This window comes from Dyadobacter diqingensis, assembly GCF_024220585.1.
Lineage (GTDB): Bacteria > Bacteroidota > Bacteroidia > Cytophagales > Spirosomataceae > Dyadobacter > Dyadobacter diqingensis.
In genome coordinates, this window is the sequence record NZ_JAMXKF010000002.1 from 15,436 (window position 1) to 30,715 (window position 15,280).

11 protein-coding genes are annotated in these 15,280 nt (G+C 46.3%); 8 read left to right on the top strand and 3 right to left on the bottom strand.

All coding sequences use genetic code 11. The features are described from left to right. Positions 1 to 279 precede the first annotated feature (279 nt). From M1L62_RS05830 to M1L62_RS05840, 3 genes are all read left to right on the top strand, one after another. The gene (locus M1L62_RS05830; protein ID WP_254412086.1) at positions 280 to 3,360 is read left to right on the top strand and encodes a lantibiotic dehydratase; all 3,081 of its coding nucleotides are present in this window, start codon (positions 280 to 282) and stop codon (positions 3,358 to 3,360) included. A 127-nt stretch (positions 3,361 to 3,487) separates the two neighbouring features. Next, entirely contained in the window at positions 3,488 to 4,321 is an 834-nt protein-coding gene (locus tag M1L62_RS05835; protein ID WP_254412087.1) for a LytR/AlgR family response regulator transcription factor, read from the top strand. Further along, positions 4,314 to 5,456, top strand: coding sequence for a sensor histidine kinase (locus M1L62_RS05840; protein ID WP_254412088.1), 1,143 nt, complete (start codon positions 4,314 to 4,316; stop codon positions 5,454 to 5,456). The genes M1L62_RS05835 and M1L62_RS05840 overlap by 8 nt, the downstream gene beginning before the upstream one ends. A 418-nt stretch (positions 5,457 to 5,874) precedes the next feature. On the opposite strand, the gene M1L62_RS05845 is transcribed toward M1L62_RS05840, so the two are convergent. Then, positions 5,875 to 6,933 (bottom strand): hypothetical protein, encoded by a 1,059-nt coding sequence (locus tag M1L62_RS05845; protein WP_254412089.1) that lies wholly within the window; start codon positions 6,931 to 6,933, stop codon positions 5,875 to 5,877. A gap of 547 nt (positions 6,934 to 7,480) precedes the next feature. On the opposite strand from M1L62_RS05845, the gene M1L62_RS05850 reads away from it, so the two are divergent. From M1L62_RS05850 to M1L62_RS05870, 5 genes are all read left to right on the top strand, one after another. After that, complete coding sequence (locus M1L62_RS05850) at positions 7,481 to 7,624, top strand: hypothetical protein (protein WP_254412090.1); 144 nt, start codon at positions 7,481 to 7,483, stop codon at positions 7,622 to 7,624. Between the two features lie 173 nt (positions 7,625 to 7,797). Beyond that, the gene (locus M1L62_RS05855) at positions 7,798 to 8,997 is read left to right on the top strand and encodes a hypothetical protein (RefSeq protein ID WP_254412091.1); all 1,200 of its coding nucleotides are present in this window, start codon (positions 7,798 to 7,800) and stop codon (positions 8,995 to 8,997) included. A 21-nt stretch (positions 8,998 to 9,018) separates the two neighbouring features. Continuing rightward, positions 9,019 to 9,579: a cyclic nucleotide-binding domain-containing protein gene (locus M1L62_RS05860; protein ID WP_254412092.1), complete on the top strand. Its 561-nt coding sequence runs from the start codon at positions 9,019 to 9,021 to the stop codon at positions 9,577 to 9,579. A gap of 176 nt (positions 9,580 to 9,755) precedes the next feature. Beyond that, complete coding sequence (locus M1L62_RS05865; RefSeq protein ID WP_254412093.1) at positions 9,756 to 10,178, top strand: MauE/DoxX family redox-associated membrane protein; 423 nt, start codon at positions 9,756 to 9,758, stop codon at positions 10,176 to 10,178. A 131-nt stretch (positions 10,179 to 10,309) separates the two neighbouring features. Continuing rightward, positions 10,310 to 10,558, top strand: a complete 249-nt coding sequence (locus tag M1L62_RS05870) for a hypothetical protein (protein ID WP_254412094.1) — start codon at positions 10,310 to 10,312, stop codon at positions 10,556 to 10,558. Positions 10,559 to 10,682: 124 nt separating this feature from the next. Here the strand turns inward: M1L62_RS05870 and M1L62_RS05875 are convergent, their stop codons facing one another. Both M1L62_RS05875 and M1L62_RS05880 read right to left on the bottom strand, forming a co-directional pair. Further along, positions 10,683 to 12,029 carry a RagB/SusD family nutrient uptake outer membrane protein gene (locus M1L62_RS05875; RefSeq protein WP_254412095.1) on the bottom strand — a complete coding sequence of 449 codons (1,347 nt, stop codon included), beginning with the start codon at positions 12,027 to 12,029 and terminating at the stop codon, positions 10,683 to 10,685. Positions 12,030 to 12,046: 17 nt separating this feature from the next. Continuing rightward, on the bottom strand, positions 12,047 to 15,274 hold the full coding sequence (locus tag M1L62_RS05880) for a SusC/RagA family TonB-linked outer membrane protein (protein WP_254412096.1): 3,228 nt from the start codon (positions 15,272 to 15,274) through the stop codon (positions 12,047 to 12,049). Positions 15,275 to 15,280 lie beyond the last annotated feature (6 nt).

Genomic DNA, 15,280 nt, shown 5'->3' on the forward strand with positions numbered 1-15,280 from the left:
ATGAGAAGAAAGCCATCTTCTGCCGGCATTATGCCGAACCGTTTTGACTTTGCACTTACGCGGACAAAACAATGGGGGACACTACCTTAGCTGCACTTTTGCGCTTGTTTCGGGGTCACACCAAAGCAGCCTTAAAACCTTTCAAACCCATCTGAAAGCGCTTTGCATCTGCCCAGTGCCTTTTCAAATCTGGTCTGCCACCTACTGAAACAAAAATTTCAGCTCAGAAAAACGCATTTAAAACTTTACAGCCAGTGCTGTACCTTTAAAAGCGATCTAATGAAACTACAATCTTACGGCTTCTGCATGGTTCGCAGGCCGATTCTTTCCAGAGATGTCCTGGAATACTTCCACGCCCGCATCAATTTAAACCCAAACGAATTTGAACCAGAATTGCGAAGAATCTTTTCTGACCCTTTACTTTTGGAAGGGCTGGCGCTGGCCTCGGGTCCGCTCTATGCGCTAACGAAGGCGTTGCTGCAAAGCGAACCTGTAAGTGGAAAAGATCAGCTGCTTGGCTCCTTATACAAATTTTTGATCCGGATGGCCAGCCGCTGCACGCCATTCGGGCTTTTCGCTGGCTATTTTACCATGGAGGCTGCTCAAAGCACACAGATCAGCTTCAAAAGTCAAACCCCTACAAAAAAACATAGCCGCCTGGACGCAGGTGCGCTCGAAGCAATCAAAGCGCACGTCCTTGAAAACGCAGCTGTAAGCAGTCAGCTACTTTTTTATCCCAACAGCTCTCTTTACAGGGCCGGAAAAAGCTACCGGTATATCAAAAGGCTGGAAGAAACCCGGCAGGCAACATTCATTTTGACAGAGGCCGCTGTTCACCCGGCGCTTGAAAAGCTTTTAAATCGGGCTAAAAACGGGCTGCTGCCCGGTCAGCTCAGTAAGCTTCTGCGCGCTGAAAACCTGAGTGCCGCTAGCGCTCAGGCATATGTAAAATCGCTGATCGCTGCGCAGATCCTTGTCAGCAGCATTGAGCTGAATGTCACAGGTGAGGATTACCTTAGTCATCTTAGCGCTACACTCAGCACTTTAAAGGGAGTAAAAACCCTGACAGCCAAAATTAAAGATATACAAAAGCAGCTTGCTCAAAACGGCTTGGCCCAACAGATCAACGCGTCTTTGAAAAACCTCTTAAAAACGGATCACCCTATTGAAAGCACTGTTCAGACAACGCTTGGCTTTCAGACTGACACCGCACAGATCAGCCAGAAGGTGCTATCAAAGCTTGGCTCTCAGCTCAGCGGGATTGACCCGCTGAGCCGGCAGGCAAAGAGCCCGGAGCTGCAAGATTTCACCCGCCGGTTTGCCGCCCGGTATGGTCAGCAGCCCATCCCGCTGCTTCTAGCACTGGATTACGATTATGGGACAGGCTACGGAACACTGAGCAGCGAAACGCACCCCGAGCTTCCGCTTCTGAGCGGTATTGATCAGAATAAGCCTTATGAAAATGCTCAGGCCAGAGAAGAAAACGGGCTTGCAGAGACGCTCTATCAGCTAACTTTTTCAAACGCCTGCCAGCAGATCACGCTGAGTGATGCGCTTTTAAAAAAGCAGGAAAACGCAAATGAAGGGCAGTTGCCAACAAGCTTTTATGTGCTGGGAAGTTTTCACACCCGCTCACAGCAGGCGCTTGACGATGGTGATTTTCTTTTTGAGCTCAAAGGGCTTGCAGGGCCGTCGGCCGGCAAGCTTCTGACACGTTTTTGCACGGGAGATTCTGAGCTAACAAAAAAAGTAAGAACAATCATGCAAACCGAAGAGGCGCACAATGAAAACGTGATTTATGCAGAGATAGCTCATCTGCCAAGCGGTAAAGGCTCGAACATCATTCAAAGGCCTGATTACAGAGACTTTGAGATCGCGTATCTGGCAAAAAGCTCAAAGGAAGGTAAACAAAGGATTGCTCCGGCGGATCTTTGGCTAAGCTGCCCGGATGGAAAAAACCTGCTACTGAGCTCTGAAAAGCTAAATAAACAGATTCTGCCGGTGCTGAGTAGTGCGCATAATTACAGCACAGGACTTCCCGTCTACCGTTTTCTTTGCGATCTGGCAAATCAAAACAGCATCTCATTTGCCTGGGACTGGGAAAGGTATCAAAATGCCCCTTTTCTACCGCGCGTGCAGTATCAGCAGCTCGTACTCAGTAAAGCCAGCTGGCTTCTTAGCTATATGCCCGAAACTCCGCAGGCTCCAAGCAAAACAGCATGGTGGAAAGAAATTGAAAAAAAGCTCAGCACCCCAAGGTATTTTACGGCGGGCCATGGTGATCAGACGCTACTTTTCGACGGTGAAAATGAGCGGTCACTAACGCTGCTGGCTCAGATGCTAAAAAAAGCAGGCGACCTGCGCATCACTGAGTCCCTTGAAACGCCAGGTGCTGGACTTCTGAGTCAAAACGGGGAGTATTTTTCAAACGAATTTGTAATTCCCTTCCACAGTGTGCAGCAGCTAACCCCTGCGCTCCCAAACCAGACACAAAATTACAATCAGGACCCAATAACGCGAAATTTCACCACAGGCAGTCAGTGGCTGTATCTAAAAATCTACTGCGCTGAAAGGTTTTCCGATAATTTGATTAACACGGTACTATTTCCCCAAATAAGATCACTTGAAAAACGCCGGATCATTCAAAAGTGGTTTTTTATCCGTTACCAGGATCCTGAGCCGCATATCCGGCTACGCTTTTACAGCAAACAAAAAGATTTCTGGCTCATTATACTCAAAGAGCTCCATGGAATGCTGGATCCGCTGCTTGAAAGTGGCATGGTCCGAAGCGTTCACAGCGACACCTACCAAAGGGAGCTTGAGCGTTACCCATCACAGCTCTACACCCGGATCGAATCCATCTTTCATCGCGACAGCCACGCTGTTGTGCATGCTTTGAAGAAGATCGCACAAGATGCAGAGCTCCGCTGGCAGTCAGCGCTGCTGGCAGCGGATTTGATGCTGGATAGTCTGGGCCTTGATTTACAGGGTAAAACAGATCTGATTGAAACCATGCACCGGCAGTTTTCAGCTGAGCTTGATAGTCAAGGATCCATTCGAAGGCAAATGGATCAAAACTACCGGATTCAAAAGCCCAGGATCAATCAAATCCTGGAGAGTCAAAAAACACCTCTCCATAAAAGCATAAGCACTCATTTTAACAGGCGAACTAAACTAATCAAGCGTCTTACACTTCATGCTTCACTCAGTGACAGCGCTTTAAAGGCAAGACTGAGCTGTGATCTTATTCATCTGTTTTTAAACCGCTGGTTTGCCAGCCAGCAGCGGCAGCAAGAATTTGCTGTATATAATTATCTAAAGAAGTATTATACCTCATTGTTGAAAATAAGTAAAATGTAGAAAATATTCCTGTAAGTTATAGGATGTAACCACAATGCGATTTAAATTTATCTAGCCCATATCATAAAACGTATTTCAGAAGCTAACCCAGCAGGTAAAATATTCTAATATTTTAATTCTGACACGGATGAAACAACAAACCATGCAGCCGCTTAGATGCCTGATCGTGGATGATGAAAGCGCTGCACACAAAACTATTAAATTTTACATCAGCAAAATTCCCGGGCTGGAATTTTCCGAAGGTTGTATGAATGCAGTCAAAGCCCTTGAAGCGATCTCGGCGCGCGATTTTGATATCATCTTTCTGGACGTGGATATGCCCTATATTTCCGGTCTGGAGTTTCTTGGGATCGCGGGAAAGATCAGCGCATCGGTGATTTTGACAACGGCCCACGCACGTTTTGCGATCGATGGTTTTGATCACAATGTTGCAGACTTTCTTTTAAAGCCCATCTCAATGGAAAGGTTTCTGAAAGCGGTTCACAAAGTACGCATGCTAAGGGCAGCTAAAAGCAGGACAGAATCACAGGATCCAGCCCAGAGCCTTAACTGCGATCCGCTGCACCCGTTTCAGGTCCTTTTAAAAAATGGCGGGCCTGATCAGATCCTTCCACACCCACGGCAAGCGCCTGTCTTTGAAGAAAAGATGATGTTGATCCGAGTGGATAAAATTATCCTTCCTGTTGAATACCAGAATCTGTACATGATTAAGGGCTGTGGCAATTATGTGTATATGTATACCAAGGGCAAAAAGCATCTGGTGCGCACCTCGCTGGCGCTACTTCTGGAAAGATTGCCCGGAATTTTTATTAAAACCCATAAGTCGTATATAGTCAATGGTCAGCTCGTCGAAACGCTTAACGGCAATGAGGTCGTGATGAATGGAGGCATGCACAAGGCCAAAATTTCAAGATATTTAAGAAGTGAGGTATTAAAAAAACTTGGCCCGCTTTATGGATAGACATGCAAAGTATTTTCCACTGCGCTATATGCTGCAAACGCAGACAATCAGACAGCGGATCCAATACCACACTATTTTTTGGCTGGGATTTATTCTTTTTCATCTTTTGTACTTTGCCGGCTCAAAAGAAAAGATTCATTACAAAGCCAGCTGGGTGATTTCTTACGGGCTGTATTATCTGCGCTTTATTCCGGTGTACTACCTGGCAGCGGGCGTTTTCAACCGGCTTAAAGAAAAGTATTACGGAACGAGCCTAATGATTCTTATCGGCCTTTTTATGGTGCTTGCCATGCACGCAGCGAATGTAATAGTGTTTTTGCTGCTTGACCAGCGATTTGGGCTTAACACGCTTTCGGACGCCTTCAGTCATTTTGGCAGTATGTATCTAAGATCGGCTAGTCAAAACCAGCCTGGTGACTGGCTGATGCTTCTGATTTACGATGTGACTGAGACGCAGCTTCTTTTTCTACCGCTGGGCCTGAAAATGATACAGTACGGATTACTTCAGCAAATCAGGGTAAGAGATCTTTTAGCCGACAAGCTAAAAAATGACCTGGCAACGCTTCGAGCGCAGCCTGCCCCGCACTTTATTTTAAATACCCTCAATTCTGTTTTAGCAGAACTTTTGCCGGTCAGCGAAAAAGCTTCCCAGTACCTTGTCAGCCTTACAGATGTGCTCCGTTTTACGCTGTATAAAACAGCAGACGAGCTGATTCTACTTAAAAAGGAATGGCAGGCACTTTTGCATTTTACTGATCTGGAAGCCAGGCGTTTTGATGACCGTCTGAAAGTCCGTATAAAGCAAAAAGGTAAAATTCCCGAAAACAAACTGGTTCCGACGCTGGTACTGTTCACCCTGACAGAAAACGCTTTTAAACACGGGGTCTACAACACCATTGAAGAGTGCCGGATCGATATTGCACTCGATGTATGCGGGGACCATATTTTGTTCAGCATTTCCAATAGTAAACCCCAATTATATACCAGGACCGGTAACCGAAAAGCGTCTGGGATAGGTCTGGCTAATATCAAAAAACGCCTTCAACTAAGCGCAAAAAACAACTATTTGCTGACTGTGACAGAAAATCAGCTGTGTTATACCATTGAACTTAATTTGCCCTTAATTGTGGCATGACAGCGTACTCGTGCTGAGCACATGCTGTTAATATTATTGATATGGGAAGATGTTTTTGCGCTATACCGTGTCTAACGAACACCGTAGTTTGTTTAATTTTTTATGATTCAATATACCCGATTTTATCCTATTGGTGAGGTTTGTCTGAATGACAAGAAGGTAACCAGAACTGACAAAACAGATTATATATACAACGAGTCCCCATCTTCTCGAATTCGGGCCTTTTGATATCGAACCGTTAACACTGTTATCCTTGAAATTATGCACGCAACCGTTAAAACATGTGACGGTGCATACTTGTTGTCCATATATGTCGCCCTTTAATTGTTAATTAAGTTACCTGGAGAATTTAAAGAAACAGTCCGAACTTTGCATTGGAACAATATACTCTGCGAGCAGAGTATATTGTTTAAGAGTTTTACTGTTCAGTTTGCAACCCTTCAATAAACCCCGGAGGTCTCGAATTAAGCCATTTAACAAATCCGGGGGAGGACTTTTCAACTACGTCATCAATCACCTTTTCAATTATGCCCGGTGCTACGCTGCCAGTGTAATAGCCTTCTCGGTATAACATACCGACAACAGCCTCTAAAACATCTTTGTGTGGAAGCTCGGACCATTTCTTTTTGTAGCTGTGATTTAGTTTGGAATTTACAAGATGCAAGTGATTTTGAGCCAGGGTACTGTAAACACTTTGGTTAATCAGATTTGTTGATTCTAAATCCAACAGAAGCATTGAAAAAATATTATCCAGGCTATTGCTGTATTTATAGCGGACGGTAAGGTCAGTTATGCCAAAAAGATGAGTCCGGACAGCTTTAAGGTGGCTTTTTTTTATGTATAAAAGAAAAATGAAACGATTGGCAATAAAAGTATATGGCATTTTCGTAACTGCCATTACAATAGCAGCGGTAGACTGATCCTCCAGCTGATGATTATGGATAACCAAAATAGGATAAGCACACAGTGAAGGCGCTAAGGAAAGCAGATTTTCCATTGTCCCGGTTTTTGAATCAGCAAGGCATTTATTTACAAGAATACGAAGCGTGCGTTGCTCACTCGGAACTAATTTAAAATCCCAGGGACTTTTGAAAATGGACAGCCGTAAAAACAAGCTAATCGCATACAGCCTGGTTAAAAGGCCATCCTCATATTTGAGTATGAGTTCAGTTACTTTCTGATGATCGTAATTATCTGACAAATGCATTACCCGCTCGGCAAATAATCCTTCAATGATACTGAGTTTCTTTTCACATGATGTGCACAAAATGTAATCTTCAACATAAGGATTGTCGTGCCGCCTGCCGGCATTTTCATAACGATACTTAGTTCTGGCTTCTTCTTCTTTTTCTGGAATTATGTCCCTGCCAACATAAACTGGATAATCTATCCGCGAGCCTACTTTTGTAATAAATTCTTTGCCGCGCTTGCTGTCACCGTTATAATTTACAGCACTTTTTATCAGAGAATATGGCACTGAATGAGATCCGGTTTGGTTAGCTTCATTTAACTCGCATAGCCTGCATGTCGCCATATGTCAGTTCCTGATTATTTCTGAAATTATGCAGCAAAATAAGAAAGTTATGCTTCACTTTTGATATGTCGGCCCCTGCAAGACTTCGGAATATTTTATTAGTTGAAACCTTAAGGGAATTGAGTGATATACTCCCAAAGTGCTGGTTTCCCATGAACCCATACGGAGTTAAAATACCGATAGTCAGAAACTTACCGCTTTACCTGAATTACATCGCCGTATCTGATCATGCTGATGAGCTTTTGCATACTGCCAGGTAACCAGGTTTGGACAGGCAAACTAAATACACTAAAACCTTTGGGCTCAAAAAACCCACTCAAACCAACTTCCACCATTGGTCCCCGGTTTCAATGGAAAAAATACCTTTAAAAGACGAATGAAAGCCTTACAGCCCAGCTTCGCGTCCTTTGACCACATAAATTTTTACACCTATTTCAGCGATGCTTCTTTTGCGGGTTGTCCAATTTTTAACAAAATCAAACCAACAATCATGAAAAAGCATCAAAAACTCATTTTAAAAGAGGTACCACTTAATTACTTCAAAAGCCGGATCTGGCAGAAAAAATCAGAAAAATCCGATCCGGACCCAATCACAACCAGCGGCATGATCTGCACGCTGATTATCCGCAGGTAAAATCCAATGTTTCCAACCTCTCAAAAGCAGCTCTTTGAAGAGCTGCTTTTTCAACTTTAAAAATTGACTTAACCAAAGCGGCACGTTGTTGCCGGCAGACCAGCACCCGACACCACGATAACACCCTTCTCTTCTACGATTGAAAATTTTCAGTTTTTTAACTCGACATTCTCATGATAGAAAAGCAAAATACCCTTGAATGGCTGGATTTCATTATAACCATTGCCCTGGATTCCGGTGAATCCGAAGTAAATACGCTTAGTACAGCGCAGTACGAACACATGACCGAAAAAATACATGAGAAAAAACAAAACTACATTGCCTTTTTAAATCATCAGCGTCTGAGCCTTTCGGGCAGACGAAAGATCGGGCATCTTGTTAAACAGCATCACGGAAGCCTTCTGATTCTGCTAGATCACGCGGCCCATGCCGCCACACGGATCAATCCGCTGAACATACTAACAGCAGATGCACTAAACCAGACCCTTGTTTGTATCTATAAACTTCTAAGCTTTATTCAGAGCAGCTTCGGAGAATATTTGGATCTGGATGAGCGCACACCCGATGCTTACCTTGCCGAGTTTGCCCGTCAGCATCACAGCCGTATCAGCAAAGTAAAAAAGCAGCTCACATCAAAAAGTGCGGATCCCAACCTAGTCGCTATTCTGCTTGGCTCTTTGAGCACAGCTGCGAGCGGCGCAGATACGCAGCCGCCAAGTTTTCGGACCATTTTTTACCAACGCGAGGTTCTCTATGGACTCGAGCAGATTCTTTGGAGTGGGCCGCAAAACAAAATAGACGATGCGTTGGTTGAGCTTTTGGTCTACCTGAATTTCAACAGCCGGCCCTTTATGAACTATTATACCCAGCATCTGGCCAGACGAATTGATGGGGTTGAACCTGCAAAAGAAAAGATCCACCAGCTACTTCTGCATTACAAGCAGTTCAATCAGATGCATCGAAAACCAGGTGTCAAACTGAGTCCGGCAGATTCGGATATCAAAAAGTTCATATCCAACTGGTTTGCGCAGGAAATTGGATATCTCAAAGAGCAATCCCAGCCAGATATCAGCAGGCAGGAAGATTCACTGGCTATTAAACAAGCTCAGGAACCTGAGCCTTTTAAGGTGCTGGTGCTGCTTTCGGTGGATCAGATCGGACTATTTTTAAGGGCTCTCGACTCACTAAGAATCCTTAAGGCCCGCTCGATGAATGCCGTTTTCGAACGTATCGTGCCCTTTCTTTCCACGCCCCGAAAGGCGGAAATTTCCTGGGATAGCATGCGCTCCAAATCTTACAGTTTTGAAGAGAAAGACAAACAGACCGTGATCAAGCTGCTCGAATCAGTCATCGTCTGGATCAAAGAATACTGACATCAAAAATAAATCTACCTTATGAAAAATTTAAAACTCACTGATCATTTTGCAGCGCTTTATCCGCTTGGCGAGCCGTTTATGAAGGCGCTAAGCGAAGCCTTAACGCAAAAACAGTATAAAAAAGGTGATATTCTAAGACAAAACGGTCACACACCTATGATCTGGTATATTCAAAAAGGTCTTGCAAAAGGGTATTATCAGGATCAGGAAGGAAAAGAACATGTTACCCGGTTCTGGAAAGAAAATCAGGTGATGCTTCTGGCCAACAGCCCAAAACATAAAACGGCTGCGGACCGGATCCTGCTATTAGAAGATAGCCAGGTGACAACACTTTCTGATAGCAGCATTCTTTATCTGTATCACGGCTTCGGCGAGGCACCCAAACTTTCCAGTAAGATCATTCTTGATGATCGCAACCACGGTGAGCTCAGGTCTTTTCTCTGCTCGCTGCCCACCGCGCAGGGTTATGTGCAGTTTCAGCAGATTTTTCCATCATCCCGCCTGCTACTGAGGGATATTGCCAGCTACCTGGAAATTTCTGCCGGCAGAATGAGCGGAATCCGAAGAAATTTCGAATAAAACAGCGCATTAAAAAACAAAAAACGGGCCTTCATACAAAAAACAAATTTATATCTACTTACAAAACAGGAAGTTGAATTATTTTTTTTCATTCTAGTTTTATTTCGTGGCAAGCAGAAAGGATCCAACAGCAGGACTCTATCAAATGCCGGATCAACGTTATAAAATCCAATAAGATGAAGACCAATCTACTCAGACTGATCTGTGCAGCACTGATTCTTTTATTCTTTTACACGGCAACGGCCAAGCTTTCCAGTCCCGCAAGGTTTCAAAGCGAGCTAAGCAATCAAACCGTCCCACCATGGTCGGTACCTGTGCTTGTCTGGCTGATCCCCGCTACTGAGCTTATAGCAGTCTTTCTGCTTATAATTCCCAGGTTCAGATTGCACGGGCTTTACGGATCCGCGGCTCTAATGCTGGTATTTACTGTGTATATGGGGCTGGTGCTTTTAAATGTGTATGAAAAAGTGCCCTGCAGCTGCGGTGGGGTACTCAAAAACATGGGATTTAAGGTGCATTTTGTTTTCAATCTGTTCTTTCTTTTGCTCTCACTTGCCGGAATTTGGCTGCTAAAATTCAAAGCCAACAGACCGGACTGAACCATATCAAAAGACGCAGTAGGCACAGCCAGAACGGCTGCCTTACCTGTGCCAGGCCCTGCTGAAAACCTGAAAACCGAGTAAGCAATCAAATATCCTTCCATTTTTTTAACCGTTTAAATTTTACGCTTATGAAAAAGTTAAGAATTGATTTCCTTTTTGCTGCTGCTTTAATGCTGGGCGGCGGATTGGCAGTTGCCAACAATGCGACAGCCGTTGTTTCGAATGTGTATAATGCTACACCGGATGGCCCATCAGAAACCTGGACCCCAATTCCGGCCGGCGGCATAACTTGTGAAGAGGATGACCAGGTAAACTGTAAAGCTTTCCGTGACAGTCAGGGCAATCTCTCCGCTTTTGAGAAAGGAAGAGCTCAGTAACACCTGCCTCTTTTAGATCCCCGGCCCGCTATCTGAGCCGGGGATTTTTTTGCCTACTGACCCGATTCTCTCTGTGAGCATCTTACTGACCGGTGCACTGAAAACAGAATCACCCCCGTTCCCTTCAGGGATTCTGCTCCATTGGATTTCCTGCAAGCTCATCGAGCGGAATCTTAAAAACATAACGCTTATCACCGGCAACAAGTAAATGCGTAACACCTGACGAGACCCTTTTCAAATTAAAACTGAAGCCCGAATCACCAGAAAGGCGCCTGAGATCCTGCCACCATAGCCCTCTTCCCACAAGCTCTTTTCTGCGCTCTGTGATAATAATTTCTAGTACCTGCTGTGTACTTAGAGCCGTTAAAGGCTGGTATCTTCCGGTAACACATCTTTTTTGCAGCAGCACGTCAAGGGTCTTTAGGGCCTCCGAAGCAGCACCAATTCTGGCCTGGCACTCGGCCTTGATCAGATAAAGCTCATCGGTGCTCAGCCCCTGAAAGGGATTCGCTGTGCCGGTATAGGATCCCTTGTATTTGAGTGCACTGGTAAAATAGATTTTCTTTCGAAGATCATTCTCGGAATAAGCCGAGTAAAGCGCCGAATCCGCAAAAACAGAGGCATTATTCAAAAATGAAGTATTTGCCCTGGAATAAAACAGCACTTCCGGATTCACTGCGCTCAGCGGCAGTGGAAAAGAAATGGCACTTTGAGTGGGCACTGTATTATAATCCAGCAGTGAATTTTGCAGCGCCAGCGCAGCATCTGCATGCTGAGCGGCAAGAGCATAATCTCCCATCAAAAGGTAAACCCGCGCCAAAAGCGCCTGAAGGGCAGCCTTGGATGGACGCGTCAGATACAAGGGTCTGGCTGCAAGCAGCGGGGCTGCTTCCAAGAGATCTTTCAGCACCTGATCATACGTGGCTTTCAGGCTCGCCCGCGGCATTTTCAGATTCACATCCGAAGACAGCGGCAGCGGGATACCCATTTTGGTATCTGCCGAACCTGCCTTGTAGGGAACAGAAAACAGCTGTACCAGATTAAACAGCGCCAGCCCGCGAAAGAAGAGCGCATCGCCACGGATCCTTTTGTATTCATCACTCGAAGCCTGATCTGTTAATTTGGCGAGCCCGTCGAGTACAACGTTACAATAAAACACCTGCTTGTAAGGAATATCCCAATCCCCCTGGGTGGCGGGCGGCTCACTGCTCCATACATACGCATTTTGAACCACACGGGCAACACTGTTAAGCCCCGCATCGAGTAGTCTGAACTCCCCGTCGGTGATCACATTCAAATACGGTGATACATTCATCAGGTCCCGGCTATTGTCCAGCAGCGCCTGCATATCACCTAGCGTAGTGGGCACCAGAAGTGACTTCTGAGGTTTTTTGTCTAAAAACCCGCTCTCACAACAGAGCATCGGACCCATGATTACCAAAGCTAAAATAAGATTCTTTACTGTTTTCATTATTAATCAGGTTAAGATCACAACTCGAATTTGACGCCCGCACTCACTGTGCGTACCGGTGGGAACATTGACTGCGCATAATCAGGGTCTAAACTGCCTTTGGCAGCTTTCCAGATAATACCCAAATTGCTGGCATACACATAGAGCTGCGCCGAGCGGAACGGCAGTTTCCCTGATGCGGATCCTGTGAGCATATAGCTCAGATTAATATCCTGCAGACGGATATGGTCCGCTTTTCTGACAAGCGCGGAAGAGTACAAGTAAAAACTGTCACGGTTACTGTTGAGCGCGGCTGGCATCGAAGGAACACTGGTGGTCTGCTCATCGCCAGGCTTTTGCCAGCGGCGGCTGTAATCGCCATGGGTAGGCACACCGGTGTTTACCTGAGTGTAGGAAACGGACTGATCTTTATAGTAGTAACCTAACCGGTAGCTAACGTTGACAGAAAGTGACAGGGACTTCCACGAAACAGTGTTTCGAAGTGCACCGAAAACCTTTGGGCGCGCCGGACCGTGATAAATAAGGTTTTCAGGCGTAACTGCTAAAAGCGCTGCATAATCCTTGCTGATTTCACCGTGTAGATACCCCTGCGGATCACCCGTGAGCGGATCCAGACCTGCCCAGCTCAGACTATAAACCGCGTAAAGCGGTTTTCCCTCCAAAGGGTAGGTACCTACCCCATCGCCGTTTCTAAGATAAAATATAGAGGTGGAAGCTGCATCGTATCGCGTTACCTTGTCTGAAACCTGACTTAGAAGAAAGTCAGCATACCATTTGAAGCTCTTGTCAAAGATCCGGCTGCTTACGGTCAGATCGATTCCATGCCCTGCGGTAGAAGCATAGTTCCCTGTAAAGGTCTTTACGCCCGAGCTGCCCGGATACGGCATGATGCCGATCAGATCAAGCCCTTTTTTGGTGTAGTATTCAAGGCTACCGCTTAAAACCCGGCTGCGGGTTTCAAAATCTACGCCCAGATTAATAGTCCTGACCCGCTCCCAGCGCAGCTCCGGGTTCGGCGGGTTCTGGATAACCGCATAGGGAGCTCCCGTACCCACATCACCGCGCACACCAAAGGAGGCTGTTGTGTAGGCAGAGACATTCTTGTTGCTGTTTCCGCTATAACCAAAAGTGCCCCTCATTTTCAGGTAAGGAAGCCAACCTGCATGGTAAAAGCGCTCCTGACTAATCTGCCATGCGCCACCCAGCGAATAAAGCGGTACCCCTTTCTGATTGGCATTCACCCCGAACAGGTTGCTTCGGTCGGTTCTTGCGCTGGCCGAAAGCGTGTAACGTCTGCGGTAAGTGTAGGCGGCATTCGCGTAATAGGACAGGTAGCGGTCTGTTTCCTGGTATTGGGTATCTACATTGGGGATAGGCGAGCTGACGGCCGGGTTAACAAAATATAGAAACGTTGTCGCATAATCAACGGCCTTGCCCGAAGCGTAGTTATCATCATAGCCGTAGGTTCGAAAGGTGCTTCCTGTTCTGGTCAGATCTCTAAGCTCAAAGCCCCCGATCGCGCTAAGCTCTCCGCTGCCAAACACGCGGCTATAGTCCAGCTGCGTGCGAAGGTTATGGGCGCTGTAGCTGCTTTCTGTTTTGTCAAGAATTCCGCCAGTCGGAATCGGTCTTGTCAGTACTCCGGCAACATCAACAGCACTGAATGTATTGATCAGGCTACGCGCCAGGTAAGTATCAGCATTGTAGTAATTACGCGCCGTACTGATGCCTTTGCTATACTGATAAAGGGCGCTGAACTTTAGGCCACCGACAATTTTGTAATTCAGTGTGGTTTGCAGCCGGTAATCAGTAAGCCGGGCCGTGTTATCTGCGTAAGACAGCTCCTGAAGCGGTCTGTAACGCCAGTCCAGAAGTCCCTTTTCCACCGCTCTGTCCAGGTAGGAAAGCCGGTACTCGTTAATCAGTGCAAGCGGCGATCCGTCATCGCTGGCAAGCGCCGCATAGGGATACATCACACCGCCGGTGAATCCGGTCAGCGGGTTGGTGTAGGTTGGAATGCCCTGGCTGTTTTGTTTGCTGGCCGTTTGGGTAAAATAAATGCCGGCAGAAACATCAAGTCTTTTACTGAGCGTATAGCTGTTATTCAGATTGATGGTAAATCTCTGGGAGCTGTTTCCTACCTCAGAGGCCCGGCTACGGTCATAACCTGCCGATGCAAAGAATTTCTGTTTTTCACTCCCACCCCGAAGACTGAGCGCGTACTGCTGGGCGGTAGCAGGCTGGTAAAGATACTTCGCGTAATCATTTCGCACATCCACACTGCGCAGTGCATCGATCTGCTGCAGCGCCTGCTCGGGTGAAATCTTCTGATCACGGCGTGCGATCAGAAGCTCGACTACCGGCGTGAAAGGGTACTGGTTAATGTTATTTTCAAGCGCCTTGTAGCGGCCGTTTTCAAAAAAACGGATCTCATTGTCTATAAAATCAGATGAGCTGATCCTGGATTGATAAAACTGATCAGGCTTCTGGCCGAAAGTTACATTAGAATTAAAGCTTATCTGGGTCGGCATGCCGGCTGCACCTTTCTTGGTGGTAATGACAATAACCCCGTTTCCGGCGCGCGAGCCCCAGATCGAGGCGGCGGCCGCATCCTTTAGCACGGTAACGCTCTGCACATCATTGGGATTAATCGTAGCCAGATCTCCCTCATACGGAAAATTGTCTATTACAATCAGCGGCTGACTGCCCGAGTTAATCGTGCTTTGCCCCCGGATCAAAAGACCCCGGGCGTTGGATTTGCCCTGGTTGGCAATCAGCCCCGGCACCACATCATAGAGCCGGCTGATCAGATCCGTACTTACGCGCCTGTTAAGAAGCGCATTGTCCACCGTAGAAAACGAGCCTGTCGCCCTTTCTTTTGGAACGCTTTGGTAGCCGGTGGAAATCACGACTTCCCCCAGCTGATTGGCATCCGCTTCAAGGGCAACAATAAGCGGGCTATGCAAGGGAAAACTTACCCGAATCAGGCGCGGTTTGTAACCGATATAAGAAATCAGCAGCTCCGCTGACGATTCAGGAATGCGCAGTTTAAAAACGCCGTTTTCATCTGATGTTGCTCCCGAAGCATTGCCCTGCGTGATGATCACCGCGCCGGGCAGCGAGGCTGAATCCGGCACAGTAACCACTTTTCCGACCATCAGATACTGAGCGGAAGCGGTAGAAAACAGGGCTGAAAGCAGACATAAACAAATTGAAGAGATAGATGATATAAAAGATATTTTCATCACAGC